This window comes from Ensifer adhaerens (assembly GCF_002007205.1).
In the GTDB taxonomy this organism is placed as follows: domain Bacteria; phylum Pseudomonadota; class Alphaproteobacteria; order Rhizobiales; family Rhizobiaceae; genus Ensifer; species Ensifer adhaerens_D.
In genome coordinates this window covers 1,133,761-1,160,320 of record NZ_LAZS01000005.1, presented here as the reverse complement: position 1 = coordinate 1,160,320, position 26,560 = coordinate 1,133,761, and the positions used below count along the sequence as shown (strand labels likewise).

Sequence of the window (26,560 nt, the reverse complement as noted above, 5' to 3'; positions counted from 1 at the left end):
CTGCCCGGTCGTCCTATAGCCTTGCGCGCCAGTTGAAAAGTGCAGCAAAGCCACAGGCTCGCGCCAAGGTGGCAATCTCCGGCGGCCTAGGCAAGATTTGGCCACACGTGGATCGAGGCGCATTGCGGTAAAATGCACCTCATACCTCCATCTGAAGCGGATCGGAAATGCTTGGGTCCGCTTCCTTTTTTTTGATGATGGTTTTGCGGTGAAGCGCGAGCCTGGATCAGCTGGCGCGGTCGAGGCTTAAGGCTTCCGGTTCGGTGGGTGCCGAATCGAATGCCACGCGGTTGCGACCGCCGCGTTTGGCCGCATAGAGCGCCGCATCGGCTCTGTTGAACAAGTCCTCCCAGGAGCGCTCCGTGCCGCTGGCGGCTGTCAGCCCGATGCTGACGCTGACCGTCACGCATTGCCCATTGGCGACCACCTGCAGGTCTTCCACGGCGCGGCGCAGCCTCTCGGCAATCGCGAATGCCTGGCCCTCGCTCGTTCGCGGCAGATAGAGCCCGAACTCCTCGCCTCCGAGGCGCGCGAAGCCGTCGCCCCGACGCAGGTTTTTCTTCACGAGCTCGGCAAAGGCGACGAGGACCTGATCCCCCGTGTGGTGACCGTAGCGGTCATTGATGCGCTTGAAATGGTCGAGGTCCATGACGATCAGGCAATCGCCCTGCCAGCTTGATTTCGGCAACTGCGCGAGAAACCAGCGTCGGTTGCCGACGCCGGTCAGCGCATCGGTGTCAGCCGACCGGCGCAGCGCGGCTTCCGCCCGCTCCTTGACGAGCACGAGGGCGAAGAGCGCGATGGCGAAGTGGCAGATGATCGAGAGAAAGAAGGCGTACGTAGTGGTGATCGGGACGGTGCCGGGCCTGAGAAGGCCAATGACCACAGCAAGGCAAAGGCTGGCCCCGACAGCCATGCCGGCCGAGAGTATGGCGCGGGCCGGGAGCGGCTCTCGCGAGCGATCGGAGAGGACCGCAAAGGCCGAAGCCGCGAGGAAGAGGAATGCGGCGGCGTTGAAGACGCTGGCTCGGATGTAATTGACCACGTGAAAATGCGTGATGAGACCGATGAGCGCGCCGGCGACCGGCACGCAAAGCGCCAGCCAATCCGCCAGACGACGCCGGCCGGCGCTGAGGCGACGCACACCGATCCAGAACAGCGCGTATCCGCCGATCCCCAGCGTGAAGCTGGAGAGCGTCCACAGATGGGGCGGCAGCAACTTCTGTTCGCCGTAGCCTGCGAGCGTCGAGGCCAGCGCCAGGAAGAGGAACCCGCTCGCCAGGATGCCGAGACCTTCGTCGCGCGGCGATTGCCAGCGCGCATAGAGGAAGCAGAAGGCGCCGACCAGGAACGACGACTTGTGAAGCAGCAGAACGGTGGCGAGGTCGAGTTGGGCAGTCATGGGATCGCTCGGGCGGGCTTGGGAGGCGGGCACGGCACGGCAGCGCGCCGTTTCCGCTCTATCCGCAATGGATTGAGCGATTCCTAAATTCGAATGACAAACCGGCTTTTTTATTCCAGATCGGGACAATTCGTACGGCATTGGACCGTGGTTTAGTGAGGCGGGCTTGTCCGGCACCCAATGTCAGCGAATTTTCATGTTGCAGCCCAAGGGCGAAGCGTGTATCTCCGGCGCCGTTGGCACGGAGTGTAGCGCAGTCTGGTAGCGCATCTGGTTTGGGACCAGAGGGTCGGGAGTTCGAATCTCTCCACTCCGACCATCATTAAGGCGCGATTACGGCGCCTGTCTCCTCGCTTCTCCCTTGGATAATTGTGCGGTTCCGCGATGCGTTGCCGACGCCCAGTTTAAGCTGTCGGAAAAGATCGGCGGTTCTCCGCGGAAAGCCAAATTTATCCAGCCAAAAGTCATTCCGTTTTAATTCATTCTGCGTTATGGGAAGACGGAATGCTGGCGCCCGAGAATGTTGCCAGCAAAAGTATGGAGCCGCTCGAAACCATGTCCGCAAAGATCTATCGTCCAGCAAAGACCGCCATGCAGTCTGGCAAGGCCAAGACGAATCTGTGGGTGCTGGAGTTCGATCAGGAAAAGCCGCGCACCATCGACCCGATCATGGGCTACACCAGCTCCGGCGACATGAAGCAGCAGCTGCGGTTGACTTTCGAAAACGCCGAGCAGGCGATCGCATACGCCGAGCGCAACGGCATCGAATACCGCGTAATCGCGCCGAAGGAAGCGACCCGCAAGAGTGTGTCCTATCCGGACAACTTCCGTTTCAACCGGATGCAGCCCTGGACTCACTGAGGTCCAGCCGCATTCGCCGGGCCCCGCCCGGAACGGCCCCTTAGCTCAGTTGGATAGAGCACCTGCCTTCTAAGCAGGTTGTCGCAGGTTCGAATCCTGCAGGGGTCGCCAGTTTTTTAAATAACTGTTTTCGAATAAGAAACTCTGCTCAATCCCTCACTAATATTAGAGTGAGAGGTTAGGATGTTTACGTTCAGTTTCTCCGCGCCCGAAACTGCAAGCCGGTTCTTGTCCGTGTTCGGGGTAAAGGTTCGCCAGAGAGTCGCTCCGCCACCCGAGCTGCGCCTTTAGTTTGCTGCTGCGGCTGTTGCCGCTCTCGGCAATCATCTGGACGAGTGGCTTATGAAGGCCGTGAGCCGGCAGGCCGGTTTAGTGTTTCAAGATGCTGGCTGGGCGGAGGCCAGTATCTGATGACGCCAGCCCTTTCGAATGATCTTCGCGAACGTGTTGTTGCCGCGGTTCTGGCGGGTGAGAACTGCCGTTCGGTTGCGGCGCGCCTTGGTGTCTCGGTTTCATCGATGGTGAAGTGGCCGCAGCGCTAGAGGGCGACCGGCTCGGTCGCGCCGGGCAAGATGGGTGGCCATCGCAAGCGCATTCTGGAGCCGCATCGCGCCTTCATCACCGAGCGGCTCACCCAGAACCCGCAACTGACCCTTTTCGGATTGAAGGCCGAACTGGCGGGGCGCGGTGTGACCGTTTCCCACAATGCGGTGTGGCAATTCATCCGGCGCGAGGGGCTGCGCTTCAAAAAAAAAGCCGTTCGCCCTTGAGCAGGCCCGTGCCGACATTGTCCGCCGACGTCAGCGATGGAAGGCATGGCAGGGTGCTCTCGATCCCAGGCGACAGGTGTTTATCGATGAGACCTGGACCAAGACCAACATGACGCCGCTGCGTGGCTGGGTTCGAAGGCTTGCGCGCCTTTGCTCCGCACGGCCACTGGCGCACGCTGACGCTCCCGGGCGCACTGCGTTGCAACCAGCTCACCGCACCCTGCGTCTCCGACGGGCCGATCAATGGCCAATGTTTCCGCGCCTATGTTGAACAGCAGCTCGCGCCACCCTCAAACCCGGCGACATTGTCATCATGGACACTCTCGGCAACCACAAATCGGCAGCTATCGGCCAGATTGTTACGGCGGCTGGCGCACGGCTCTGGTTCCTGCCGCCCTACCACGTTCCGAACATTCGTCTCGGCGATCGAGGCGACGTCGGCTGCCAAGCACTGATCACATGGACGCAAAGGCTACGGATCGAGCCTAACCAGCGTTACATCGACAAGTTCAAACTCGCCTTCAATCGCACCAGTCCCGATGAAAGTCCTAACCTCCAAGGGCACGTGCGGCCTCGTTACTTCAAATTCTAGCTGAACGGTGAATGATCCGCTTGTGGGCAGCGGGCTTTTCCCGAGAACTGCGATTTCTCCATCCGCCAAGACATCCACGACTATCGAATTGCCGGAGAAGTTCTTCTCGACGGAGAATGTGACCTCGGCGCGCCAAACCCCACTCGGGAGATGCATGTATGGCCCGAAACTTATGGCCCGCGCCGGACCTGTCATATCTACCGGGCCGTTGAGCCCATGATGTGGTTTTTCGCCGCTTAAGCACATAGCCACCGGCCAAGTGATCCGCTGAACCGACTCTCCCGACATGAGAGGATCATAGTTGCTGGCCGCGGCACTGATAAGTTCTCGCTCGCCTTTCGTAAGCTTCGAGGCGCTAGATCTAGCTTCGATCGCGTGCTCGATCCTTTCGTCGATGATCTCAGCCAGCGGACGGATTTTGGCTCCCTCGGCTTGGCCATAAAGCGCCAGGATATTCTGGACATTCTGCGAGGTCAGGGAGAATCCCAACGATAACGATATCCGGCTGATGAGGGTTTCCAACTCGGCCGAGTGGGTTCCCAGCCTAAGCGGAACGATCGTCTCGGACGACGCAATCGGAAACAATGCTGACGCTGACTGACTAACGAACCGAAGCGCTTCCAGCACGGAAAGTGAACGAGCCTGCATTGAATAAAGGACAGCTTGCTCAACCGGTTCGACGATGAGAACCGTCGGGATGCCATGCTTCACGATTGATTGGCATATTTTTTCGTCAGGGACGTCAAAATAAAGCAAGGCATGGCGCTCGCCTCTTTGTGCAAGGCCATCTCGAAGCTGGTCTAGAGTATTGGCGACAATGTAGTGGTAATCTCGGAACCGTTCCCGGAATATATCTACTCCAAGCCGAGCCGCGAACATGGCGTGGGGGGAGGGGAGTCCGCAGAAAACGTAAATCATCTACGCAACGCGATCGCTACACGTGCAGTCGTCAAAGACTCCCCTCCGTAGTTCTTGTGTTACTTGGTAATGACCATGCCGAAGCAGGTTGCGGGGATGCCGTCGACCGACACCTTGATGTGGTTATTGTCGTTCCCCCAGATGTCTCGCATGTAATCCCCCATGTCGTGGGGGAACGGCGGAACGTCAATGAACTTGTCCAGGGGCTTGTTGCCGACGTCAAAGTCCAGCGGCGCGACCTTGTAGCCCTTTGCTGTAAGTCGTTCGCTGATTTCCACAAAGTGCTTACGCTGGAAAAGAACTGTGTTCCAATGGTCGAAGGTGATGTCGTCGCGGGTGAAGTTGAACTCTGTCGTATGGACTGCAACGCCGCCGGGCTTCAGAACGTCGATCGAGTTCTCGATGAAATTTAAGCCCTTCTCTATGCTGCCTAGGTGTTCAAGGGCGCAGATAGACCAGCAGAAATCAAAGTCGCGCAGGTGGCTGGGGATGGCATTCATGTCGACGTATTCGAGCGATACTTTTCGATCGAATACGTCCTTCGACACTAGGTGATCTTTGAAGGCTTCGTTCAGTGTTTTCGTGTGCTGGTTGGTGTTCGCCCATCCTTGGGTGTTTTGAGCTTCGGGATGGAGATCCGTAACAACAACTTCAGCGCCGTATGATGCCATCAGGGACGGCAGCGGTTCCGTCCCGCATCCGAAGCCGAGGCCACGCCTCCCTTCGCCCAACACACCGGCATCGTGGAACGCCTGCATCGCATAGCAAAGTTCCCAGAGCTTCCGATGGAAAATGACCGGAACCTTCAGCTTTGAAGCCCAGTAGGCGACCCAATCGGATTCAAGATCGGCTTGGGTGCTCGGCTTCGACTTTAACGGCACGGACGTCGGAGACAGGCCCGCCCGAACGGGAAGCGCGGCGGCGAGTGCACGTGCCAGCTCATAGCCGAAAAACTTCACGTTCAGCGCCAGCACATTTACGTTTCTGATGGCCTCGGACAGCGCATTGATGTTCGGCTGCGATTCTTCGTTGACCAGGCTCTTCAGCGCGGCGATCTTGCTGCTCATGTCGTCAAGTTGCTGTCTCTGATCCAATGTCTTCTCCATGGGGCCTAAACTGGTAGGCGTTAGTTGCATTTTTGCCGGTGGCGGGCAAGTCTCGAGAAGGGCTGGCGACAGGGCCGTTTGAACAAGCTTCCTGATGTTGCTTATCCCTGCCAGTTGCCGCGTCAATGGTCTATCTGGGACCGACGGCGTGCATGAAATTAATGGCAGAATCGCGTCCACAATGCCGGCTGCATTGCCGAAGACGAAGGTCTCTTCGGACGGGACGGTCGAGTAGAAGCGATGACGCTTGTCGCCAATCTCGCCTTTGACGAAAACCGGGAGGTTGGCCATGTAGCCAAGCATCATCCCGTGGAATCGCGAGGTGATCACTGCAGATGAATGAGCAATCTCCATCATAAACTCGGTGTGTAGGGCCTGCCGAAGGTCAACGATCTTCGCATCCGCGCCTAAGGCTTGAAGCTGATGAAGGCAATCCTCGCAAGAAGTTACATCCTCTGCGGCCTGGATGATCAGATGGATGGCGATGCTTTTGGACTGGCAGGCAGATGCAATCAGTCCCGTGTCCGTTTGGCTAAAAGACGCGTTGCCGCAAAAAACGATATAAGGGGGAGCATTTGGCCGCGCGCTCGACAGTGAGGCAAGCCTTTCCCTGAACTGAAGGCTAAAGTCGTCGCCGGAAATCAGAGGCGGAGAGGGCGCCAAGTGATCAACGACGAAGCGAGCAGTCTCAACATCTCTTGTCGTTATGAGTAGAGCGCGGCTCAATGATCGGCTGACGTACTTCGCCGTGTTCTTACTGACTACGCCTTGGTAGCCTAGGCCCAAAGAGATGAGTGGCTTGTCATACTCTTGGGCAACGAAGCCAAAACGGAAAAAGTTTCCTATGTTTTGGTAGTAAAGGGTGTTCCCCTCGAAATTGTGAAGATCGTACAGGTATCCGCCAGGGCCGAGGGCCACCATTGTCGATCGCGCTACTAGCTGCCGATCGACAGCCGGGTCGGCGACGATCCATTTCAAGGCAGGGTTCGCCTGTTGCAATAGGTCCAGAGCGGCCGCTGCGAGGAGCTTGTCGCCGCAGTTGCCAGTCATGCTGGCGGTGATCAACAAACCATACTGATCACCGTTGGTCGCAGTCGAAAGGTCATGGTCGACATGGTTCGCTCTGACCGCGTCGCCGGCCAAGATTCTCTCCCGAATCGCCAGAACCTCTGGCGCGTGCGTCCCTCGCTCGTCGAGGTCTGAGGAGATGCGCTTGGCAAGCACGACAAAAGAGGCGTCTGCATACAATGCGCGGAACATGTCGAGTTCCGAGATCCAGGCAAGGGGCAGCCGATCAATATCTCCGATGGGAATGACGATGGCGCACGTATCAGGCTCAAGGATATGTGCGAATTCGATCGGCAGACAGTTCTGGCTCAGCGGCACAAACTCATTGAGGGTGATGATTGTGCCGTAGTGGGGGGCCAACCTTAACACCCATCGGCCCGCATTGAGCCAAAGTTCATCGTCTACCCACATCCTGCTTCATCGCTCCTCGTCTGGGTGACGGACGCTTATCAGCCGTTTGGTCCCGATGCAAACCTTTCAAAGCGTGCGCATCTGTGACAGTTCAGCTTAAGCAGGCGTACAGCTAATCGCCACCCGGTCAGCCGCGGCGACTGCACAGCGCTCACCTCACCTCATCAGGTCTATATGGCTCAATTCGAACTGCATCGATATGGCTTCAGACTGGAAAAGAAAACCCGAGGGGAACCCCGGGCTTCTGATACTCATGCCATCTCGAGTTCCATCTCTCGTTTGGCGGCCTTTGCCAGAAATCCTGAACGGGTCAGTCCGCAAGCCTCTACAAAGGCGTCGATTTGCTGAAGAACATCATCAAGGTAAAGTGAGGTTTACGCGGACCGATTTTTTCGCCTCAGTCTTGAGTGCTACTAGAATGGCAACGCCCTCATTGTTCTCAGGATCGGCCATCGCGGCATCCAAATATGAAGGTTCGGGAATCGCCTCCCCATCAGCGACTAGGCCGTAGATATTCAGCGCCAAGGCTTCGTCAGCCATGGCGCGCGCATCTTCGAGGCTGGTGCCTGCGGTTAGAACACCTGGAAAATCAGGAAGGGACGCACCGAAATCGCTGTCGGCGTCCACTGCGCTGCTCGATTGGCCTATTGCGGTCGTTGACCGCCCCGCAGACCGGTTTCCCGGTGAATGGGCGTGGATGGACGATCTGTGTCACCGGCAAGAACCCCAAAGGCGAGTGGGCCGATCAGCCGGGGGTCATCGGCAACGCGCTGCGCCTAGCTGCAAATGCCAGCGGCTCGGACGTCGAGAAGACGCAGACGCCGCCGGAAGGCGGGTGCCCAGCTGGCAGCCGCGACACCGGCCTCGGCGAAGGCCTTGTCGCGGGGGCGCGACGAGGCCAGAGCTTTTATCGAGGAGACTTCACTCGGGGATATTTGTGAAGCTCTGCGCCGCACTACACGAGCAGGAAGCTACCCGCGTTTCCGAAAGCAAGAGAGAACCGCGGTAACGGGCGCGAACAGGAGCCTGTGGCCCTTGGTGTACATGCGGCCGGGGCGGTGGATCGTCAGCGCGTAGAGATAGGAGCGCCGCTCCAGCAGGTAGGACCGGAACTTCTGGACCACCTGACGTCGTGCATCGTTCTGTCGGGCCCGCTTGCCGTCTGTGAGGCTAAGGTGCTGCGTGACCAGGCTTTCTTCACAGCCAGCGATCAATCCGCCTCCCAAGGCGAAACGAATGGCCCATTCACGATCGACTGCTCGGCGGAAATCCTCGTCGAAGGTAAACTTGCGCAACGTCGAAACCCGGGTGAGCATCGTGCAGGTGCCGACCCTTCCACCGCCGGGGATGGGATCGTTGCAAAGCAGATGGAGGGCAACCGCGTTGCCGCCGACCGGATGCAGGGTACCCATGGCGCTCAGGCTCGTCGTCTTGCCGCCGGAGATCACGCGCCTCGTGCAATAGACTGAGACCGGCGCCGAATGGCGTTCTTCCGCCGCCAGCAGCTTTTCCACCTGAACCTTTAGCCGCCCCGGAGCGTTTTCGTCGTCCGAATCCAGGAAGGCCAGAATCTCGCCTGTGGCTTCGCGCGCAAGGGTGTTGCGTGCGCCGGCATTGCCCTTGTTGGCGCTGTGAACGACCAGCCTTACGCGGGAATCCTGCTGAATGATGGATCGAACGACGTCTGCGGATCGGTCCGTGGATGCATCGTCGCAGACGAGGATCTCCAGATCATCCCAGTCCAATTGTCTGGCCGAGGCGAGAGTCCGCTCGATCGTCTCTTCGGCGTTGTAGCAGCATATCGCAAGTGTTACGCGCATCGATGCCAGTTCCTGTTGCGGTCTACGCCCGTTCAACGGCAGAATTGTCGTTGCCGGGCGCGCGCTGAGTATCCGGTGGAAACTAAGTCTGCCTGTTTACTAGCCGACCGTACGCACAGGAACGGCGTTCGGTTCCAGGGCTGGGCTGCCCGCGCGCACGAAGAGGACGTCGACCAGGCGATTGTGCGACCTATGCGGGATGACGTCGGCAACTTCGAAGCCTTGCTCGGCCATGAAGGCGACAAGTTCCGAAAACCGATAACCGCCCTCAAACCGGCGACGAAGACTGGCTTCGGTAAACACGAAGTGCGTTTCCTTAAGCGTTTGCACGGCGCCCTTGAGGACATCAAGGTCGAAGCCTTCCGTGTCGACTTTCAGCCCAAACGGACCGGAATAGCCTCTGTTCGCCAGCAGCTCGTCAAGCGGGGCGATCTGGATTTCTACGGTTTTTTCCGCTTGTCGCTTCCAGTCCCTGCGCTTCATCAAGCTGGAGGAGGGGCCCTCGAGCGCCAGGGTCGCCGTACCCCTCGTCGCGCCTGCCCCTGACTGGATGTAGTCGAAGTCGAGGCCCTTTACGCTCTCGGCCGCCTTTTCCATCGTATCCGGCTGCGGGTCGATCAGGATGAACTTCTTATCCTTGAAAAGCTCGTAGAACACCGGGCTGCCTTGATAGACGCCGATATCGATGAAGGTGTTGATCTCGAAGTCATAGCGCTTCAGGTACGCCGCCGAATAGCGCTCCTCGGAAACATGGAAACCCTGTCGCGTCAGCATCGAGGCTGCTGAGCGAAGCGCCCGTTTCAACAGCTTTCCCTTGATCATAGTTCCCTCAGCAATGGCAGTGTCTTCCGGACGAAGCGCCCGGCCAGGATTAACGTGATTCAGCCTCAGATTTTAAGGCAGTTGTCCGGCATGTAGAACACGGACGTCCGCCAGGGGCGACCGTTGACCGGTCCGAAACCGTCGAAGTCGAGGCGGCGGTAACCGTTGTTGATCAAGAGGTCGTAGCCCTCCTGATACCTCTCGCGTTCGCTGTTGTCCCAGATGATCGCGGATGGCTTCTGCTTCAGGCTCATCGTCGCCTTGGCGCAATTTACGCGATCACGGCCGTCAATGACGACAACGTCGAACGGCACGTCTTGATGGCGCGTCACCTCGGTGGAGTAGTCGCCACCCTCCACCAGTTCGCGATAGTTGTAACTGACGTTGGCCGGGGACTGTTTCGAGATCAGCTCGAACCAGCCGCGGTCGTGTTCCACGCTGACGACCGACTTCGCCTTGCGGCTCCACCAAAGGGTGGAATTGCCGCTGCCATACTCAAATACGCGCAAATCGGCCAGGTGCCTGGTGCCAAGGAAGTGCAGCATCGGGTAGGTGTACCAGGGGCAAGCCTCGCCATCGGCGGTCAATGGCTTGTGCTGTTTTGCGCTCTCCAACCAGCCCATCTGCCGCGCGCTTTCGACGAATTTGGGGAAGAAGTCGCGCGGGATATCCGGGGTCTCCCAAAGAAGCAGGTCAAGTTTCTGCTCGATCTTTGGAATGCGGCCGATGAGCTTTGTCGCCTTTACGAAGTTCTTCATCGCCCCCAGCATCATAGTCTCCCTCAGTTGCGGAGATGCTTAATGGCTTATATGCGTTGCCAGCGCAAGCCGCGGCGATGAGGATACTCGGAGCATCGAAGCCGGGCACGCCGTGCGTTTCCGCACTGAGACGGGCGGCACGTGCGCCCAAGGAAACCGTGTCGCCTGCCTCCCTTCCATAACCGGCGCTCCTGCTGGTGAACGCAAGCTGAGGCGTGGCGCAAGCGCAGTCTGCCGCTTCGAAACGTTGCATAAAAAAACGGGCCGGTGGAACGTTTCCGACCGGCCCGTTCCGGCAAAGGCGGAAAGGGGAACGTCTCTGCGCGGGGCTGCAGCGCCGCGCGTAGGGAGATCGATACGGTCTGATAATGCCCGAAAGGTGAGAGGGGAATTGACAAATCCCGCTTGAAATTTGACATTTCCCGCATGCCCGCCGATGGACGTCCACAATCTGTGATCGAAGTTTCAGTCGTCATCCTGCCGGAGTCGTCGATCATGTCGCTCGCCTCGGTGCTCGATCCGATGCGCGCGGCCAACCGCATCTCGGGCCGCGAGGTGTTTCGCTGGCGGCTGCTTTCGGCCGACGGCACGCCGGTGGTCCTGACCTGCGGGGTGCCGATCGCGGTCGAGGGCATGCTTGGCCAGCCGCTTTCCGGCGACGCATTGCTGGTGATCGGCGGCTTCAACCTCGATCGCCATGCCGGCAAGAAATTCATTGGCGCACTGCAGGAGTGCTCGCGCCATTTCGACATCGTTGCCGGGATCGAATCGGGCTGCTGGTTGCTCGGGCGCAGCGGTCTGCTCAATGGGCGCAAGGCGACGGCACATTGGGAAGAGCTGGAAGATTTCAGCCAGGCCTTTCCGGAGCTTCGCGTGCTTGGCGACCGGTTCGTCATAGACGGTAAGTTCTGGACGTCGGGCGGCGCTTCGCCGACCTTCGACATGATGCTGCACTGGATCACGCAGAGGCTGGGCTCGGCGCTGGCGCTCGATGTCGCCAGCATCTTCGTCTACGACCAGACGCACAATGCCGCCGACGTGCAGCCCTATGTTTCGCTCGGCCGGATCGAGACGCGTGATCCGAAGCTTGCCGAGGCTATCCGCCTGATGGAACGCACGCTGGAGCGGCCTTTGACGATCGCCGCGCTGACGAAGCGGTTGTCGATCTCGCAGCGCAAGCTGGAGTTGCTGTTTGCCAGGGGATTGTCGACGAGCCCCGGGGCTTACTATCTTCGCCTCCGCCTTCAGTTCGCCCACCGACTGGTGCGCGATTCCGCCAGCCCGATCCGGGAAATCGCCCTTCGCTGTGGCTTTGACAGCCTGTCTGCTTTTTCGCGCGCCTATAACCGCGAGTATGGGATGAGCCCGCTGAAGATGCGCTTGGCACGAAGAGGCGCGGAAGCGTAGAGAAGGCAATATGAAGGCAGTGTCGTAGAGCCCGACAATTTCGGGCGCATGCTCAGGCGTTACCGGCCAAATCACTTCGGCGACGGTTTGTTGATGGCTCGTGAGCTGCACTTCGAGCAGGCCCGCGGAGCCTACGCTGCCCATGCCCCATCGCAGATGAATGCGTACTTCATGTGTTCTACCTGCGAGGATGCAGTGCGATATCAATCGGCAGACGATCCCCATCTTCTCCTGGTGCTTCACGACGTCGAGTTTGTCGAACTCGGCGCCCAGCAACATGTCGGCACGCTGAACCTGTTGAACGAGAACGAGACGATGTCTTTCCTGGATCCGTTCCGCCAGGCGCGTGACTACTGGGAGGGGCGCGGCGAGGGGGCCGTGAAGTCCTTTCGGCCTCACCGATCCAGGTTGTCCAGGTGTTTTGAGGCATTTTCTAGCGGTTCGCGGCGTAGTGCGTCATCCGTCAGGCGCCGCGCGTGCTGAGGTTCGGTGGGGCCGACATAGCATGCCAGCGGCCAGTCGGGCCGCAGTCCCCCGATGGTATGGCGCTAGTGAACCGTTTGCGGCGGCTCGTCGGTAAAGGCCTGGATGCCGTCCCGCTGGACGGTGGCCATGAATTCCTCGAAGGCTTCGCGGTCCGTCGGGAAGGGATCCTCCCAGGTGGTGGAGAAGCCTTCCTCGTCGATAACCTCGAGGGTCCAGTCGCGATTGGTGCCAGCCTGCCGGTAGATCCGCAACTCCACGACGACGCCATCGTCACTGAACTGGCCGGAAAATTCTGAAAATTCGTAGGTCTGCTCTTCGTCAGTCATTTTCACAGTGTAACACGCTTGATTGAGGACGTCCCGCCAAGTTCGGCGTCGGCCAAATTCCTGCAGCTTCAGCCGCGCGTGCAGGCGCATTCGATCTTTTCCACGCAAGGGTTGATCGAGGTGCGCCTGTCGCGATGTCAGATGGCGATGCCCTTACCGGCAGCGTGCCTCGTACCGGCGCCCGTAGCGGTCACGATAGATGCAGTAGCCCTGGCGCTCCTGGGAGCGTCCGATGAGGTTGCCGATAACGCCACCGGCCACCGCACCGATAGCCGCGCCGCCCCAACTGTCGCTTACCGCGCCGCCGATAATGGCGCCGGTACCGGCGCCGATCGCGGTCCCTTTCTCTGTTTGCGTGCAGGACGCAAGCGTACCAATCAATCCAAGCGCAATGACAAGCTTTCTCATGCGTTCACCCCTTTGCTCGATACCAATCTCAGAAGGTCGCGACCTTGCATCCTCAGCGTGAAGCCCAGCATCTACGCAACGCGACGAATTGTCGAGTGTGGTGTTTCCTGGAGTGGCGGATTCCTCGAGACAAGCACTCCGTGGTCGAGCCGCCGCCGGCGGCAGACCTCTTGGGCAATGGAACGCTTACCAGTGGCTCTGCCGGCCATCGACCGATGATCGGCCCATGACGTAGCCAATCGCAAAGGCAAAGCAGCCGACTGCGAGCGTTAAGCCGGTTGCGGTGTATGGGTGATCCGCAGCGCCGGCGACCACCTCGTTTGCCTCGCGGCTGACAGCACCGGCGGCTGCTTTTGCGACCTTGCGGGCGCCGGAGGGTGGTTCAGTCGGCCTTCCGGTAAAGCCCGCCTTCAGATCGTTCGCCACTTTGTATCTCCTTGTGGTGCTCAAGGAAGGAACTGTCGATTCGGCGGGAGGGTTCCGACATCACACACCCGTCCCGCCGGACTTGTGGTTCACAGCGACGGTTCCAATGGCCCGAGGCCGTTTAATCCGTGTGGGCTAGGTATTCATCGGAGGTTCAGGCTCATAAGCCCAGAATGATTGCCAGATAGGAGGAGTTACGATGAGAAAGCTCTTGTCCGCCTTCGCAGCGATCGGCTTGTCAGCATCTTTCGCCATGCCGCTGAGCGCTGCTCCGGTTTTCGTACCGAACCCCGAAAACGCACAGGTCAACTCTGTCGAACAGGTCAACCATCGAAGCCATCGTCGCTGGCACGCCGATCGCCGATGGGATCGTCGGTGGGATAGACGGCACGCCTGGCGTTCGTGTGGCTACTACGGCCGCTGCTACCCGCGCCACTATGGGTACTACGGCGGCTATCGCGATCGCGGCTATTACGGCTACCGTGACAACTACCGCTACCACCGTCGATCCGGCGTCACGGTCTATTTCGATTTCTAGGGACGGGTCCCGACTTGCCGTCCGCGGCGACAGGTCGACGAGATCAATCACCCGGACTCCGGGCTGAATGTGCTTGGTCTGCTTCCAGGGCCAGCGAACGCTTGCAGCGACGCGCGGTGTTCCCCAACGGCGCGTCAACCGGGGAAGCAATCGGTAGGGGGATGTACATGCTCCTGATCGGGCTCGCGCTCGGAACGCTTGCGGAGATAGCGCTGAAGAAATGAAGCCATCGTATGGCATAGCTTCTTCAGTGCCGCGTGCTTTCGGAGGCAAGCTCTATGTATCTGCCGATCGACCAGAGGTAGGAAACGATCTCCAGCTTCAGGGGATCTCGGGCGCCGTATTTCTCGCCGATACGCTGGGCATCTTTCATAGCCCGCTCGCCCGCATCAACGTCTCCGATGACATACATTCCGTGGCCAACTGCGGTGATGTCGCAGTGCGCCGCGATCATCTCGGCCACGAAATTCGGGATTTCACTCCGGCTCATTGTTCGTCGCTTCTTATCGGCCATCTCATGTACTCCATTGAGGGACAAGGCTAGGTCAGCCCCCCGAAAGGCGCATAGGTGTTCACTAGATTTCGGGTAGAGGATTTGGCAGCGTGGCCCCCAGAGCGCAGCGTTGCTGGGGCTGGGGCGCGCTCTGGGGTCACTCGCGTCAAGTGCGGTTGACGCTCAACTAGGAATGGCAATGCGAATGAGATTCGGCAATGCGGGTAGGACCTTTGCGCTGGAGCGTCGGACCTAAGTCCTATCGAGCAACGTCCTCCTTGCTGTCCAGGATGCTCCGGATTCGCGGCTTTGGATGATCGGACCTAACTAGAACGGCGTATTTATGGCTACCCCTAGGTAGTGATACAAGTATACAGGGCGGGAGGGTGTTCCTATGGCAAGTTCGATGAATTTCTATCAACGGGCCAATTTGAGCATGGGGCTTGCGGTAATACTTGGATTCGAACTATCGATATCCCAGTGGGCGCGAAATTCCGCTTATATTACATGGGAACAAGTGTGGCTAAACGCCGACACTTGGCTTTGGATTGCGTTCCAATTTCTCTTTAGGATCAAAGTGACGATTGATGATCACGCGCATTTTTCGAATGAAGTTAAGGGGCTACGAGGTCTGACGGATTTTCTGCTGTTTGTTGTTTCGTCATTCCTATTTGTCGTGTCGGCGGTTCTCTCTTTTCTGCCTCAGGCAACGGCTGTCTTGTTCACGTTGGGGGTTCTCGTGCTTACAGGATGGGTACTGCTTGGAGCGAAGCAACCGAAGAAAAAAACATGGGTTCTTGTTAATATTGGTTACATCCTCGCGCTCTCGCCCATGACAACATCAGGTTTCTTTGGAGCAGTCGAGCAAGAGGCTTTGGTTACTGTTTCGCTGGTAGCGCATGTGTTTCTACTGATACTCTTGCTTATCGACTATCACGAAAGCGAAACACACGACCATATGCCGGACTACCAGTGAGAAGGTCGTCCGGCAGTGTAAAAATCGGCGTGAATCGCGATCGGATATCACTTTAACATCTCGGGTCGTGCTTCGAACGCTCCGCGCGCGCTTACTCACCGCTTCAGCTTTCCGAACCTTGATTACGTTGCCGCTCATGTTGCCGCACTTTCTACAGCGCATCCGCCGCGCCAGCGCCAGGATCGATTGCGACTTCCCGAAGCGGCTTGCCAAAGCTTGGCGATCGAGCTGCCTCTGGCGACCACATCGCTTGCAGAGGCAGAAAAGCTCGTACCACTCCGGCAGATTGGTGAAGGTTACCTCCTCGGGTTTCCCGGCCGGCGCCGCAGTATTGTCGGCCGGGCCCGTCGGGAGAGAGATTGCTCCGCGGGGTGCGTCTCAGAATAGTGAAGGCGGCATCGATCGCGCACTTTGTTCTCGGTCTTCGTGTAGTCATTGGCGGGCGCGGTGAACCCACAAAAGACCCGGCTTTATCATAGCAACGAGCTGATGAATGAGGCCTACGAGATGCAGGCGCGATCAGCCCGTGGCTTGGTGAACAATTGTGGCGCAATGGTAGTCGCCTAAGCCAGCAGACGACACGGCATAACGAACTGAGGGCGCTGGGCTGATCATCCGGCGCCTTTTCTCGTTTCAGGCTCAGAGAGGATCGGGCCGCAATGAGCGAAGCGAAAGACACGTCAGCGGGTCCAAGTGGCAACTTCCCGGCGCGTGCAAGCGACCCTTGGAGCCTGCGGCTCTGAGGCGTTCCGCCCTCATGTTTTCGTGAGATCATTTTGATACCGGGAAGGGCCGGAAGCGCCTGATAAAGCCCGGAAAATAAGGGAAAGCATGTTACTGCTTGGTCGCATGAATAAGGGGTCAGGAATGACCCTAACCCCTTGAATTCGTTGGTGAGCGCGCAGGGATTCGAACCCTGGACCTACTGATTAAAAGTCAGTTGCTCTACCGGCTGAGCTACGCGCTCCCTGGCCGCGGCCCTGAAGCCCGGCGGAAGTGGGCGGACATATGCACGCGTGGTTCCCCCCGGTCAACCGAAAAATTGCGGGTTTTGTGAAGAAACCGTGCATGGCGCAATGATCGCCAAAAGGTGATTGGTATCATCATGATCCTGCGGCTAAGGAATGCCCCAAATGCCGCCTGCCGGAGTTCTTGCCGTTGTCGATCGCCGATATTTCCATCTGGACCGCTGTACTTGCCGGCGCCCTTTCGTTCCTCTCTCCCTGCGTTCTGCCCCTGGTGCCGCCCTATCTGTGCTATATGGCTGGTGTCTCGGTCGATCAGTTCCGCAGCGGTGATGCGGCGACGATCGGCAGTACCCGGCGCGCCGTCCTGCCGGCAGCGCTTCTGTTCACGCTCGGCTTCGCGACCGTCTTCGTGGCGCTTGGGGCGGGTGCCTCGTCGATCGGCGTGCTGCTGCGGCAGCATATGGATCTGCTGTCGCGCATCGGCGGCGTGATCATCATCATCATGGGCCTGCATTTCCTCGGCGTGTTCAAGATCGGGCTCTTGGCGCGCGAGGCCCGTTTCCAGGGGGGCGGCAAGCCGGCGACGCTGTCGGGCGCCTATATCATGGGGCTCGCCTTCGCCTTCGGCTGGACGCCCTGCATCGGCCCGGTGCTCGGCACGATCCTTGGGGTCGCCGCTGCGCGCGATACCGTTTCCGACGGCGCCATGCTGCTTGCCATCTATTCGCTCGGCCTTGCCGTGCCATTCTGGATCGCCGCTGCGTTTTCCGGCTCGTTCATGCGCTTTCTCTTCCGCTTCCGCCGTCATCTCGGCCTGGTCGAGAAGTTGATGGGCGGGCTGCTGGTACTCGCCGGCCTTGCCTTCCTCTTCGGCTTCATCAGTTCCGTCGCCATCTGGTTCCAGACGACCTTCCCGATCCTGATGAAAATCGGCTAGGGCATATTCTCGTATTTTAGAATCACTTTCGCTGGGACCGGCCTAATCGTCAGGCCGGTTCGTGGGTTAGGCGTGCGGGCGGGCGTCGGCGCGGAAAGGTGAAGGATGCGAGGAACAAGATGACGGAAATCGCGGGCCTGGTGCTGCCGTTCTTCGGCCTGATCTTTCTCGGCTATCTGACGGCGCGCTTCGTCCAGCATCCGGGCGAGGCGATGGGCTGGCTCAACACCTTCATCATCTATCTCGCGCTGCCGGCTCTGTTCTTCAAGCTCGTTTCGCGCACCCCGATCGAGCAACTGGCGCGCGCGGACTTCATCCTGACCACGGTCGGCGCGACCTACATCGTCTTTTCGCTGATCTTCCTGATCGGCGTCTATGTCAGGCGCAACTCCATTGCCGAGGCGACGATCCAGGGTTTTGGCGCCGCTTACGGCAATATCGGCTACATGGGCCCCGGTTTGGCTCTTCTTGCCCTGGGGGATGCGGCCGCCGTGCCGGTGGCGCTGATCTTCAGCTTCGAGAATGCCGCCCACTTTGCCGTAGCACCTGCAATGATGGCGATATCGGGCGGCCGGCAGGAAAAGCCGCTGGCGCTTGCCGCCAGCGTCGCGCGCAAGATCATCCTTCACCCGTTCATCCTTGCGACGCTTGCCGGCGTCGTTGCCGCCTTCTTCGCGGTGCAGCCGCCGGTGCCGGTTCAGCGGTTGATCGATTATCTCGCCCAGTGTGCAGCCCCTTGTGCGCTCTTTGCCATGGGCGTGACGCTGGCGCTGCGTCCAATCAAGCGCATTCCGGTCGAGATCGGCTACATCGTTCCAGCGAAGCTGCTGCTGCATCCGCTCGTGATGTTCACCGCCATGAGCCTGACGGGGAACTATGATCCGATCTGGGTGCAGACGGCGGTGCTCTTGGCAGCACTTCCGACGGCAACCAATGTCTTCGTCATCGGTCACCAGTATGGCGTCTGGCAGGAGCGGGCCTCGGCGACGATCCTGATCACTACGACGCTATCGGTCGCCACCGTGACCGGCCTGCTTTACCTGATCCGTTCAGGCGCTCTTCCGCCCGATCTTTTCCCTTAAGCCTTCCTTAAAGGCATTGAGCGCGCTGCCGGGGTGAACGCCTTCGCGCATCAGCAAGCTGCGCAGCGGCCCAACGGCGGAAAGCACATGCAGCCCGAGCGCGCGCAACGCCTGGACCGGCAGGAAACCTGACAGCAGCGAGCGGTTGAGCAGATCGACGCTCGCTGTGCGGCTGATGATGTCTGGCCGGCGACGGCTGTCGAAGCGGTCACCGATATCGCCCGCAAGCGCCTCTCCGTTTGCCGGACCGATGATATCGACGAGCGTCATCACATCGCGCAGGCTGAGGTTGAGCCCTTGTGCGCCGATCGGCGGAAAGGCGTGCGCGGCCTCGCCGAGAAGCACGACGCGGCCCGTGCCGAAGCGTTGTGCTGTCATGCCGGACAGCGGGAAGGATTGCGGCGTGTCCTCGACGGTCACCTTGCCGAGGATCGATTGCATCCGGTCTTCGACCGCGCGCGACAGAGCGGCAAGATCAAGGGTCACCGTCTCAGCCGCATCGTCAGGCTTGCGCACCCAAACGAGGCTGGAGCGATTGCCGGGCAGGGGCACCTGGGTGAAGGGGCCGCTTTCGGTGTGGAATTCGGTCGAGATGTTCTGGTGCGGCAGCTCGTGCGCGAAGTTCAGAACGACCGCCGTCTGCGGATAGGACCAGGTGCTGACGGAGATCTTCGCCGCCTCGCGTACCGGCGAGCGCCGACCGTCGGCGCCGACGAGCAGATGCGCGCTGCATTGGCTGCCGTCGGCGAGCGCGATCGTCGCGACCGAATCCGAAAGGTCGAATCCAGTTGCCGAGGTGGTAATGCGCGTCAATGTCGCGCTCTCTTCGGCGCGCTGGCGGAGAACGTCGATGAAAGGCGCATTCGGGATGTTGTAGCCAAAGGCGTCGAGCCCGACTTCGGAGGCGCGGAAATTGACCGGCGGTGCGCGCAGCAGCCGGTTGGTCCCGTCGAGAATGCGCATGGTCGCAAGCGGTGCGGTCAGCGGCTCGACCTTTGCCCAAAGGTCGAGTTTCTTGAGATACTCGATCGATTGATCCATCAGTGCCGTGGTGCGCCCGTCGCCGACCGCCGGTTCCGGCCCGATCAAGGCAACGCGGTAGCCGGCATTGGCAAGCGCGATGGCCGCGAGCGATCCGGCGAGCCCGGCGCCGACAATGGCGATGTCGTAGTGATCCATGATGCAACCAACCTTTCACGCATGCTCTGAGGCGTCTTGGTCCAGACCCGATCATACCTCTAGTCGCCGGTGCGCGCGAAATAAATGGGTAGAATCAGCGCAGAAGCAATTTGCAGGTGTCCACAGGACAATGGGGCGAGGGGAGGCTGTAATACTTGAATTTTAGTGGCGATGCGTTGCAAAGGGTGCATATTACGGGCAATGCGCCGCAGAGCGGTCGAGGCGGGTCAAGGCCCGCACGGGGAAAAACAGCAGGGGTGGGCGGCGTCCGCATATGAAGTTCTTTAACTACAGACGAGTTCCCTACGCCGAGATCCGCGCCTTCTCCGTGCATATCTTGACAGCATCGGGATCGTTTCTGGCCTTCCTCGGCGTCGTGGCCGCGGCCGAGCACCGTTTCGTCGATATGTTCTGGTGGCTGGGGCTGGCGCTGCTGGTCGACGGCATCGACGGGCCGATCGCCCGCAAGGTCCGGGTCAAGGAAGTGCTGCCCAACTGGTCGGGCGATACGCTCGACAACGTCATCGACTACGTGACCTACGTGCTGTTGCCGGCCTTTGCGCTCTATCAGAGCGGCATGATCGGCGAACCCTGGTCCTTTGTGGCCGCCGGAGCGATCGTGGTTTCGAGCGCCATCTACTATGCCGACATGGGCATGAAGACGGACGAGTATTTCTTCTCCGGCTTCCCGGTCGTCTGGAACATGATCGTCTTCACCCTGTTCGTCATCCAGGCCAGTGAGCTAACGGCGTCGATCGTCGTCTTCGTGTCGGTGGTCCTGACCTTCCTTCCCATCAACTTCCTTCACCCGGTCCGCGTCCAGCGCTTGCGGCCGCTCAACCTCGGCATCTTCCTGCTGTGGTCGGCGCTCGGCATCTACGCATTGCTCTTGCATTTTGCGACGCCGGCATGGGTCGTGACCGGCTTTGTCGTCACAGGCATCTATCTCTACGTGATTGGCTTCGTGCTGCAGATTTTCCCGAATCTCGGCCGGAAATAGGAGCAGGTAATGGCACAGGCGATTGTGGTACGCGAACTCGGTGGACCGGAGGTCCTGAAACTCGAAGGCGTGACACTCTCGCCGCCGGGGCCGGGCGAGGTGCAGATCCGCCAAGTGGCGGTCGGTCTCAATTTCATCGATGTCTATTTCCGCACTGGCCTCTACAAGTCGGCCTCGGGCCTGCCCTTCGTGCCGGGCAAGGAAGGCGCCGGCGTCGTGACTGCGGTCGGCGATGGCGTCAGCCTGTTTTCGGTCGGCGATCGCGTCGCCTATGCCTCGGCCGACGGCGCCTATGCGAGCGAACGCAACGTCGATGCCGCGCAACTGGTGAAGGTGCCTGATGGCATCAGCCTGGAGACCGCGGCGGCGATGATGCTGAAGGGCATGACGGCGCAGTATCTGCTCAATCAGACCTACCAGGTCGGCCCGGGTACGACGATCCTGTTTCACGCCGCTGCCGGCGGCGTCGGCCTGATTGCCGGGCAATGGGCCAAGGCGCTCGGCGCGACCGTGATCGGCACCGCCGGATCGCAGGACAAGATCGATCTGGCGCTGGCGCACGGCTACGACCACGTCATCAACTATCGCACCGACAATTTCGTGGCGCGGGTCAAGGAACTGACCGACGGCCGCGGCGTCGACGTCGTCTATGATTCCGTCGGCCGCGACACCTATCCGGCGTCGCTGGACTGCATCAAGCCCCGTGGTCTTTGGGTCAGTTTCGGCAATTCGTCCGGTCCGGTAGAGGCCTTCAGCATCGGTCTCCTGGCGCAGAAGGGATCGCTTTTTGCGACGCGCCCGACACTCTTTGGTTATGTTGCCACGCGGCCTGCGCTGGAAGCGTGTGCAAATTCCCTGTTTGATATTGTGCAAAGCAACAAAGTGCGTATCAATATAAATCAGACTTATCCGCTTGCCGATGCGGGGCGAGCGCATACGGATCTCGAGACAAGAAAAACAAGTGGAACAACACTGCTGATTCCGTGATCGAAGCCTTAAGGCGGACGCGGATCAACAGAGGGGAAAGAGGGCAGCGTGCCTGTTGAGGGAGTAGCGGCGAACGGTCATCTCTTGGCTGTGAGCAACCTGACGAAATTGTTTGGCAGCTTCGCGGCCTGCAATGGGATCAATCTGCAGATTGAACAGGGCGAGATTCACGCCCTTCTCGGCGAAAACGGTGCCGGAAAATCGACCCTGGTGAAGATGCTGTTCGGCGTATTGGCGCCGACGGCCGGCGAGATCCTCTGGCAGGGCCAGAGCGTGCGCATCGCCAATCCCGCGGCCGCGCGCAAGCTCGGCATCGGCATGGTTTTCCAGCATTTTTCACTGTTCGAGGCGCTGACCGTCGCCGAAAACATCGCGCTGTCGATGGACGCGAACATCTCGCTGGCCAAGGTTGCGGAAGAGGCTTCGCGCCTGTCGCACGCCTATGGGCTGCCGCTCGACCCGAAAGCCCATGTCGCCGATCTTTCGGTCGGTGAGCGCCAGCGCATCGAGATCGTGCGCGCGTTGCTCCAGAACCCGCGCCTCATCATCCTCGACGAGCCGACATCGGTGCTGACGCCGCAGGAAGCTGATCGGCTGTTCGAAACGCTCTACAAACTGAAGGCCGAGGGCCGTTCGGTTCTCTATATCAGCCACCGCCTCGAGGAGGTGCAGCGCATCTGCGACCGTGCAACGGTGCTGCGTCACGGCAAGGTGACCGGCGCCTGCGACCCGAAGGCGGAAACCCCGTCGTCTCTGGCGCGCATGATGGTTGGAAGCGATGTCGCGGCCGTAACGGCGGAAGGCACCAGCGCCAAGGGCGAGGTTCAGCTCGAAGCGCGACACCTGACCGTGCCGGCCCGCACCCCGTTTGCCGTTTCGCTGAAGAACATCTGTCTTAAAGTGCATGCCGGCGAGGTGCTGGCGATCGCTGGTGTCGCCGGCAATGGCCAGGGGGAGCTCTTCGATGCGCTCTCGGGCGAGTATCCGGTTGGAGACGACAGTGCCGTGCAGATTCGCCAAAGGCCAGTCGGCACCAGGAACATCAACGCCCGTCGCCTGATGGGCGCCGGTTTCGTTCCGGAAGAGCGCCACGGTCATGCGGCCGTGTCGGCACTGCCGCTATCGGACAATCTCGTGCTCGCCCGCAGCCGTTCGGACGCCAAGGCGTTCCTTGGCGGCGGCTTTCTCAAGATCATCCGCCGCGATGCGGTGACGAGCGCCACGAAGCGGATTTCCGAGGCGATGGACGTGCGCAAGAGCGGCGAAGACCCGCCGGCGGGCTCGCTTTCGGGTGGCAACCTGCAGAAGTTCATCGTCGGGCGCGAGCTCGACCGGCAGCCGAGCGTGCTCGTTGTCAACCAGCCGACCTGGGGTGTCGATGCCGGTGCTGCGAGCCGCATCCGCCAGGCGCTTGTCGATCTCGCCAAGGCCGGCTCGGCGGTGCTCGTCATCAGCCAGGACCTCGACGAGATTTTCGAGGTGGCGACGGAAATCGCCGTCATCAGCGACGGCCGGCTGTCCGATCCCTATCCGGCGCAGGAGCTCTCGCGCGAAAAGATCGGTCTCCTGATGGGCGGCATGTACGGCAAGACGGAAGGCACGGAGGGCGCACATGCGCATTGAACTCGAAAAGCGCGCCAAGGTCTCGACGCTATTTTCGATCCTGTCGCCGTTCATTGCCTTCCTGCTGACGATCATCTTCGGCGGCATCATGTTTGCGCTGCTCGGCAAGAACCCGGTCATGGCGCTCTACAGTTTCTTCGTCGAGCCGCTGAGCGAGGTCTGGTCGCTGCACGAGCTGGCGATCAAGGCCGCACCCTTGATCCTGATCGCCGTCGGCCTTTCGGTCTGCTTCCGCTCCAACAATTGGAACATCGGCGCCGAAGGCCAGTTCATCATGGGTGCCATTGCCGGCTCTATCCTGCCGGTGGTCCTCTATGACTGGCAGTCGCCGCTGGTGTTGCCGCTGATGATGCTGATGGGCATGCTCGGCGGTGCGTTGTTCGCGGCCATCCCCGCCTTCCTCAAGGCGCATATGAACACCAACGAGATCCTGACGAGCCTGATGCTGGTCTACGTCGCCCAGCTCTTTCTCGATTGGCTGGTGCGCGGGCCCTGGCGCAATCCGGGCGGCATGAACTTCCCGGAGACGCGCACCTTCGCCGTCGATGCGATCCTGCCGGAAATGATCGCGTCGGGGCGCACGCACTGGGGTTTCGCCTTCGCCATCATCGCGGCGGTCCTCGTCTGGTTCATGATGCGCTATACGCTGAAGGGCTTCGAGATTTCCGTTCTCGGCCAGTCCGAGCGGGCAGGGCGTTTCGCCGGTTTCTCGTCACGCCGGATGATCTGGTTCTCGATGCTGCTTTCGGGCGCCTTTGCCGGTCTTGCAGGCATTTCCGAGGTCAGCGGCGCGATCCAGCAACTGCGCCCGGTAATTTCCCCCGGTTACGGCTTCACCGCGATCATCGTCGCCTTCCTCGGTCGCCTCAATCCGCTTGGCATCGTCGCCGCCGGCTTGGTGCTGGCACTCACCTATCTTGGCGGCGAGGCAGCGCAGCTCTCGATCGGCGTCTCCGAGAAGGTGACGCGTGTCTTCCAGGGCCTTTTGCTCTTCTTCGTGCTCTCCTGCGACACGCTCATCCACTATCGCATCAAGCTGGTCTTTGACCGGCTGACCGCGACAAACAGCGAGGGGAGCCGCTGATGGGTATCGTCGAAGCGATCCTTCTGAGCGTCATCACCGCCGCGACGCCGCTGGTGCTGGCCGCAATCGGCGAACTGGTGACCGAACGGTCCGGCGTGCTCAATCTCGGCGTCGAGGGCATGATGATCATGGGGGCTGTGTCGGCTTTCGCCATCACCCAGATCACCGGCTCACCCTATCTCGGCATGCTCGCCGGCGTCGCCTGCGGAGCGCTCTTTTCGCAACTCTTCGCGTTCCTGACGTTGACGCTCGTGGCGAACCAGGTAGCAACGGGTCTGGCGTTGACGCTGCTCGGGATCGGCGTCTCCGGCATGATGGGCGAGAGTTTCCTCGGCATGCAGGGCATCAAGCTGCAGCCGATCGCGATACCGCTTCTGGCCGATATTCCCTATCTCGGGCCGCTCCTGTTCCGCCAGGACATCATTTTTTATCTTTCGATCGCGATCGTCGCCGGCGTGCACTGGTTCCTGTTCAGGAGCCGCGCCGGCCTCAAGCTCCGTGCCGTCGGCGACAGCCACGCTTCCGCGCACGCGCTCGGCGTCAGCGTCATCCGCACCCGCTATCTCGCCGTCATGTTCGGCGGCGCCTGTGCGGGCCTTGCCGGTGCGCAACTGTCGCTCGTCTATACGCCGCAATGGGTGGAAAACATGTCGGCGGGACGCGGCTGGATCGCGCTGGCGCTGGTGGTCTTTTCGTCGTGGCGCCCATGGCGGCTGGTGGCCGGCGGCTATCTCTTCGGTGCCGTATCGATCAGCCAGTTGCATGCGCAGGCCTTCGGCCTTGGCATTCCCTCGCAGCTCCTTTCATCGCTTCCCTATGTCGCGACGATCGTCGTGCTCATTCTCATTTCGCATAATCGGCGCATGACCCTGATCAATACGCCGGCCTCGCTCGGCAAGCCGTTTGTGCCGGACCGGTGATTTCAACCATTTCATACTGACGTTTCTCAAACCGACAGAGGTCAAGAAAATGAAAAAACTACTGCTCGTTCTCGCAAGTTCCGCGGCCGCAATCGGCTTTGCCACCGGTGCAAGCGCCCAGGAGAAGGCGAAGATCTGCTTCGTCTACGTCGGGGCCAAGACCGATGGCGGCTGGACCCAGGCGCACGACATCGGTCGCCAGGAGTTGGAAACGGCGCTCGCCGACAAGATCGAGACCCAGTATCTCGAAAGCGTGCCGGAAGGTCCGGATGCCGAGCGCGCGATCGAGCGCCTGGCACGTTCGGGCTGCGGCCTGATCTTCACGACGTCCTTCGGCTTCATGGATGCGACGATCAAGATCGCCCAGAAGTTCCCGGACGTGAAGTTCGAGCACGCCACCGGCTACAAGACCGCGCCGAACGTCGCGACCTACAACAGCCGCTTCTATGAAGGCCGCTACATCCAGGGCCAGATCGCCGCCAAGATGTCGCAGAAGGGCGTCGCCGGCTACATCGCCTCCTTCCCGATTCCGGAAGTGGTGATGGGCATCAACGCCTTCGTTATCGGCGCGCGCTCGGTGAACCCCGACTTCAAGATCAAGGTCGTATGGGCAAACACCTGGTTCGACCCCGGCAAGGAAGCCGATGCCGCCAAGGCGCTCGTCGACCAGGGCGTCGATATCCTGACGCAGCACACCGACACGACCGCACCGATGCAGGTTGCCGCCGAGCGTGGCATCAAGGCCTTCGGCCAGGCCTCCGACATGATCAAGGCCGGCCCGGAAACGCAGCTGACAGCGATCGTCGATACCTGGGGCGCCTATTACATCAAGCGCACCCAGGCCTTCCTCGACGGCAAGTGGGAAACGACTTCGAGCTGGGACGGCCTGAAGGATGGCATCCTGACGATGGCGCCCTACACCAACATGCCTGACGACGTGAAGAAGCTGGCCGAGGAAACCGAAGCCAAGATCAAGTCGGGCGAACTGAAGCCCTTCACCGGCCCGCTGAAGAAGCAGGACGGCAGCGAATGGCTCGCAGCCGGTGCAGCGTCCGACGACGGCACGCTACTCGGCATGAACTTCTACGTCGAAGGCGTGGACGACCAGCTGCCGAAGTAAGCTGCAGCGTCAGCGAAACAGAACGCAAACCCCGCCGTTTCGGCGGGGTTTGTCGTTTCGGGGCGCGCAAAG

General features: G+C 60.2%; 24 protein-coding genes, 3 tRNA genes and 2 pseudogenes. 16 read left to right on the top strand and 13 right to left on the bottom strand.

Annotation, left to right across the window (positions count from 1 at the left end; translation table 11 throughout):
- Window positions 1-226: 226 nt before the first annotated feature.
- Window positions 227-1,402, bottom strand: coding sequence for a GGDEF domain-containing protein (locus XB14_RS09350; RefSeq protein WP_077961318.1), 1,176 nt, complete (start codon window positions 1,400-1,402; stop codon window positions 227-229).
- A 242-nt stretch (window positions 1,403-1,644) separates the two neighbouring features.
- Here XB14_RS09350 and XB14_RS09345 point away from each other — a divergent pair.
- From XB14_RS09345 to XB14_RS09330, 4 genes and pseudogenes are all read left to right on the top strand, one after another.
- Window positions 1,645-1,721: transfer RNA gene (locus XB14_RS09345), tRNA-Pro, on the top strand.
- A 236-nt stretch (window positions 1,722-1,957) separates the two neighbouring features.
- Window positions 1,958-2,263: an ETC complex I subunit gene (locus XB14_RS09340; protein WP_034791376.1), complete on the top strand. Its 306-nt coding sequence runs from the start codon at window positions 1,958-1,960 to the stop codon at window positions 2,261-2,263.
- 34 nt (window positions 2,264-2,297) lie between these two features.
- Window positions 2,298-2,374 (top strand) — tRNA-Arg (locus tag XB14_RS09335).
- Between the two features lie 299 nt (window positions 2,375-2,673).
- A pseudogene (locus tag XB14_RS09330) lies at window positions 2,674-3,625 on the top strand (IS630 family transposase).
- Here XB14_RS09330 and XB14_RS09325 read toward each other — a convergent pair.
- The 6 genes and pseudogenes from XB14_RS09325 to XB14_RS09295 all read right to left on the bottom strand — a co-directional run bounded on the left by XB14_RS09325 (window position 3,506) and on the right by XB14_RS09295 (window position 10,540).
- Window positions 3,506-4,543, bottom strand: coding sequence for a hypothetical protein (locus tag XB14_RS09325; protein ID WP_077961317.1), 1,038 nt, complete (start codon window positions 4,541-4,543; stop codon window positions 3,506-3,508). The pseudogene XB14_RS09330 and the gene XB14_RS09325 sit on opposite strands and share 120 nt — an antisense overlap.
- A 59-nt stretch (window positions 4,544-4,602) precedes the next feature.
- On the bottom strand, window positions 4,603-7,128 hold the full coding sequence (locus XB14_RS09320; RefSeq protein WP_077961316.1) for a polysaccharide pyruvyl transferase family protein: 2,526 nt from the start codon (window positions 7,126-7,128) through the stop codon (window positions 4,603-4,605).
- Window positions 7,129-7,379: 251 nt separating this feature from the next.
- Window positions 7,380-7,776, bottom strand: a pseudogene (locus XB14_RS09315) (type II toxin-antitoxin system HicB family antitoxin).
- 323 nt (window positions 7,777-8,099) lie between these two features.
- Window positions 8,100-8,948 (bottom strand): glycosyltransferase family 2 protein, encoded by an 849-nt coding sequence (locus tag XB14_RS09305; protein WP_077961315.1) that lies wholly within the window; start codon window positions 8,946-8,948, stop codon window positions 8,100-8,102.
- Window positions 8,949-9,047: 99 nt separating this feature from the next.
- A complete protein-coding gene (locus tag XB14_RS09300; protein ID WP_077961314.1) occupies window positions 9,048-9,770 on the bottom strand; it encodes an FkbM family methyltransferase in 723 nt (240 codons plus the stop codon).
- Between the two features lie 65 nt (window positions 9,771-9,835).
- Window positions 9,836-10,540, bottom strand: a complete 705-nt coding sequence (locus XB14_RS09295; protein ID WP_143348306.1) for a class I SAM-dependent methyltransferase — start codon at window positions 10,538-10,540, stop codon at window positions 9,836-9,838.
- 414 nt (window positions 10,541-10,954) lie between these two features.
- Here XB14_RS09295 and XB14_RS09290 point away from each other — a divergent pair, with 414 nt between their 5' ends.
- Window positions 10,955-11,935 carry a GlxA family transcriptional regulator gene (locus tag XB14_RS09290; protein WP_077961312.1) on the top strand — a complete coding sequence of 327 codons (981 nt, stop codon included), beginning with the start codon at window positions 10,955-10,957 and terminating at the stop codon, window positions 11,933-11,935.
- A gap of 48 nt (window positions 11,936-11,983) precedes the next feature.
- The gene (locus XB14_RS33915) at window positions 11,984-12,418 is read left to right on the top strand and encodes a DUF2441 domain-containing protein (protein ID WP_077961311.1); all 435 of its coding nucleotides are present in this window, start codon (window positions 11,984-11,986) and stop codon (window positions 12,416-12,418) included.
- A gap of 65 nt (window positions 12,419-12,483) precedes the next feature.
- Here XB14_RS33915 and XB14_RS09280 read toward each other — a convergent pair whose 3' ends face one another.
- The 3 genes from XB14_RS09280 to XB14_RS09270 all read right to left on the bottom strand — a co-directional run bounded on the left by XB14_RS09280 (window position 12,484) and on the right by XB14_RS09270 (window position 13,581).
- Entirely contained in the window at window positions 12,484-12,747 is a 264-nt protein-coding gene (locus tag XB14_RS09280; RefSeq protein WP_077961948.1) for a hypothetical protein, read from the bottom strand.
- Between the two features lie 153 nt (window positions 12,748-12,900).
- Complete coding sequence (locus XB14_RS09275) at window positions 12,901-13,155, bottom strand: YMGG-like glycine zipper-containing protein (RefSeq protein WP_077961310.1); 255 nt, start codon at window positions 13,153-13,155, stop codon at window positions 12,901-12,903.
- A gap of 186 nt (window positions 13,156-13,341) precedes the next feature.
- Window positions 13,342-13,581, bottom strand: a complete 240-nt coding sequence (locus XB14_RS09270; protein WP_077961309.1) for a hypothetical protein — start codon at window positions 13,579-13,581, stop codon at window positions 13,342-13,344.
- Window positions 13,582-13,780: 199 nt separating this feature from the next.
- Here XB14_RS09270 and XB14_RS09265 point away from each other — a divergent pair, with 199 nt between their 5' ends.
- Window positions 13,781-14,119: a hypothetical protein gene (locus XB14_RS09265; RefSeq protein WP_077961308.1), complete on the top strand. Its 339-nt coding sequence runs from the start codon at window positions 13,781-13,783 to the stop codon at window positions 14,117-14,119.
- 247 nt (window positions 14,120-14,366) lie between these two features.
- On the opposite strand, the gene XB14_RS09260 is transcribed toward XB14_RS09265, so the two are convergent.
- Window positions 14,367-14,633: a hypothetical protein gene (locus XB14_RS09260; protein WP_077961307.1), complete on the bottom strand. Its 267-nt coding sequence runs from the start codon at window positions 14,631-14,633 to the stop codon at window positions 14,367-14,369.
- 373 nt (window positions 14,634-15,006) lie between these two features.
- Here XB14_RS09260 and XB14_RS09255 point away from each other — a divergent pair, with 373 nt between their 5' ends.
- On the top strand, window positions 15,007-15,588 hold the full coding sequence (locus XB14_RS09255) for a hypothetical protein (RefSeq protein ID WP_077961306.1): 582 nt from the start codon (window positions 15,007-15,009) through the stop codon (window positions 15,586-15,588).
- An 891-nt stretch (window positions 15,589-16,479) separates the two neighbouring features.
- Here XB14_RS09255 and XB14_RS09250 read toward each other — a convergent pair.
- A tRNA-Lys gene (locus XB14_RS09250) sits at window positions 16,480-16,555 on the bottom strand.
- Between the two features lie 191 nt (window positions 16,556-16,746).
- On the opposite strand from XB14_RS09250, the gene XB14_RS09245 reads away from it, so the two are divergent.
- Entirely contained in the window at window positions 16,747-17,493 is a 747-nt protein-coding gene (locus XB14_RS09245) for a cytochrome c biogenesis CcdA family protein (protein ID WP_077961305.1), read from the top strand.
- A gap of 119 nt (window positions 17,494-17,612) precedes the next feature.
- The gene (locus XB14_RS09240) at window positions 17,613-18,575 is read left to right on the top strand and encodes an AEC family transporter (RefSeq protein ID WP_077961304.1); all 963 of its coding nucleotides are present in this window, start codon (window positions 17,613-17,615) and stop codon (window positions 18,573-18,575) included.
- Here XB14_RS09240 and XB14_RS09235 read toward each other — a convergent pair.
- On the bottom strand, window positions 18,543-19,754 hold the full coding sequence (locus XB14_RS09235; protein ID WP_077961303.1) for a UbiH/UbiF family hydroxylase: 1,212 nt from the start codon (window positions 19,752-19,754) through the stop codon (window positions 18,543-18,545). The two genes, XB14_RS09240 and XB14_RS09235, sit on opposite strands and share 33 nt — an antisense overlap.
- Window positions 19,755-20,028: 274 nt before the next feature.
- Here XB14_RS09235 and pcsA point away from each other — a divergent pair, with 274 nt between their 5' ends.
- The 6 genes from pcsA to XB14_RS09205 are packed head-to-tail and all read left to right on the top strand — an operon-like array spanning window position 20,029 to window position 26,488.
- Window positions 20,029-20,754: a phosphatidylcholine synthase gene (gene pcsA, locus XB14_RS09230; protein ID WP_077961302.1), complete on the top strand. Its 726-nt coding sequence runs from the start codon at window positions 20,029-20,031 to the stop codon at window positions 20,752-20,754.
- Between the two features lie 9 nt (window positions 20,755-20,763).
- The gene (locus tag XB14_RS09225; RefSeq protein ID WP_077961301.1) at window positions 20,764-21,741 is read left to right on the top strand and encodes a quinone oxidoreductase family protein; all 978 of its coding nucleotides are present in this window, start codon (window positions 20,764-20,766) and stop codon (window positions 21,739-21,741) included.
- Window positions 21,742-21,789: 48 nt separating this feature from the next.
- Window positions 21,790-23,364 carry an ABC transporter ATP-binding protein gene (locus tag XB14_RS09220; RefSeq protein ID WP_077961300.1) on the top strand — a complete coding sequence of 525 codons (1,575 nt, stop codon included), beginning with the start codon at window positions 21,790-21,792 and terminating at the stop codon, window positions 23,362-23,364.
- Window positions 23,354-24,448 carry an ABC transporter permease gene (locus XB14_RS09215; protein ID WP_077961299.1) on the top strand — a complete coding sequence of 365 codons (1,095 nt, stop codon included), beginning with the start codon at window positions 23,354-23,356 and terminating at the stop codon, window positions 24,446-24,448. The genes XB14_RS09220 and XB14_RS09215 overlap by 11 nt, the downstream gene beginning before the upstream one ends.
- Window positions 24,448-25,368, top strand: coding sequence for an ABC transporter permease (locus tag XB14_RS09210; protein WP_077961298.1), 921 nt, complete (start codon window positions 24,448-24,450; stop codon window positions 25,366-25,368). The genes XB14_RS09215 and XB14_RS09210 overlap by 1 nt, the downstream gene beginning before the upstream one ends.
- 49 nt (window positions 25,369-25,417) lie before the next feature.
- Entirely contained in the window at window positions 25,418-26,488 is a 1,071-nt protein-coding gene (locus XB14_RS09205; protein ID WP_077961947.1) for a BMP family ABC transporter substrate-binding protein, read from the top strand.
- The last annotated feature ends 72 nt before the right edge of the window (window positions 26,489-26,560 follow it).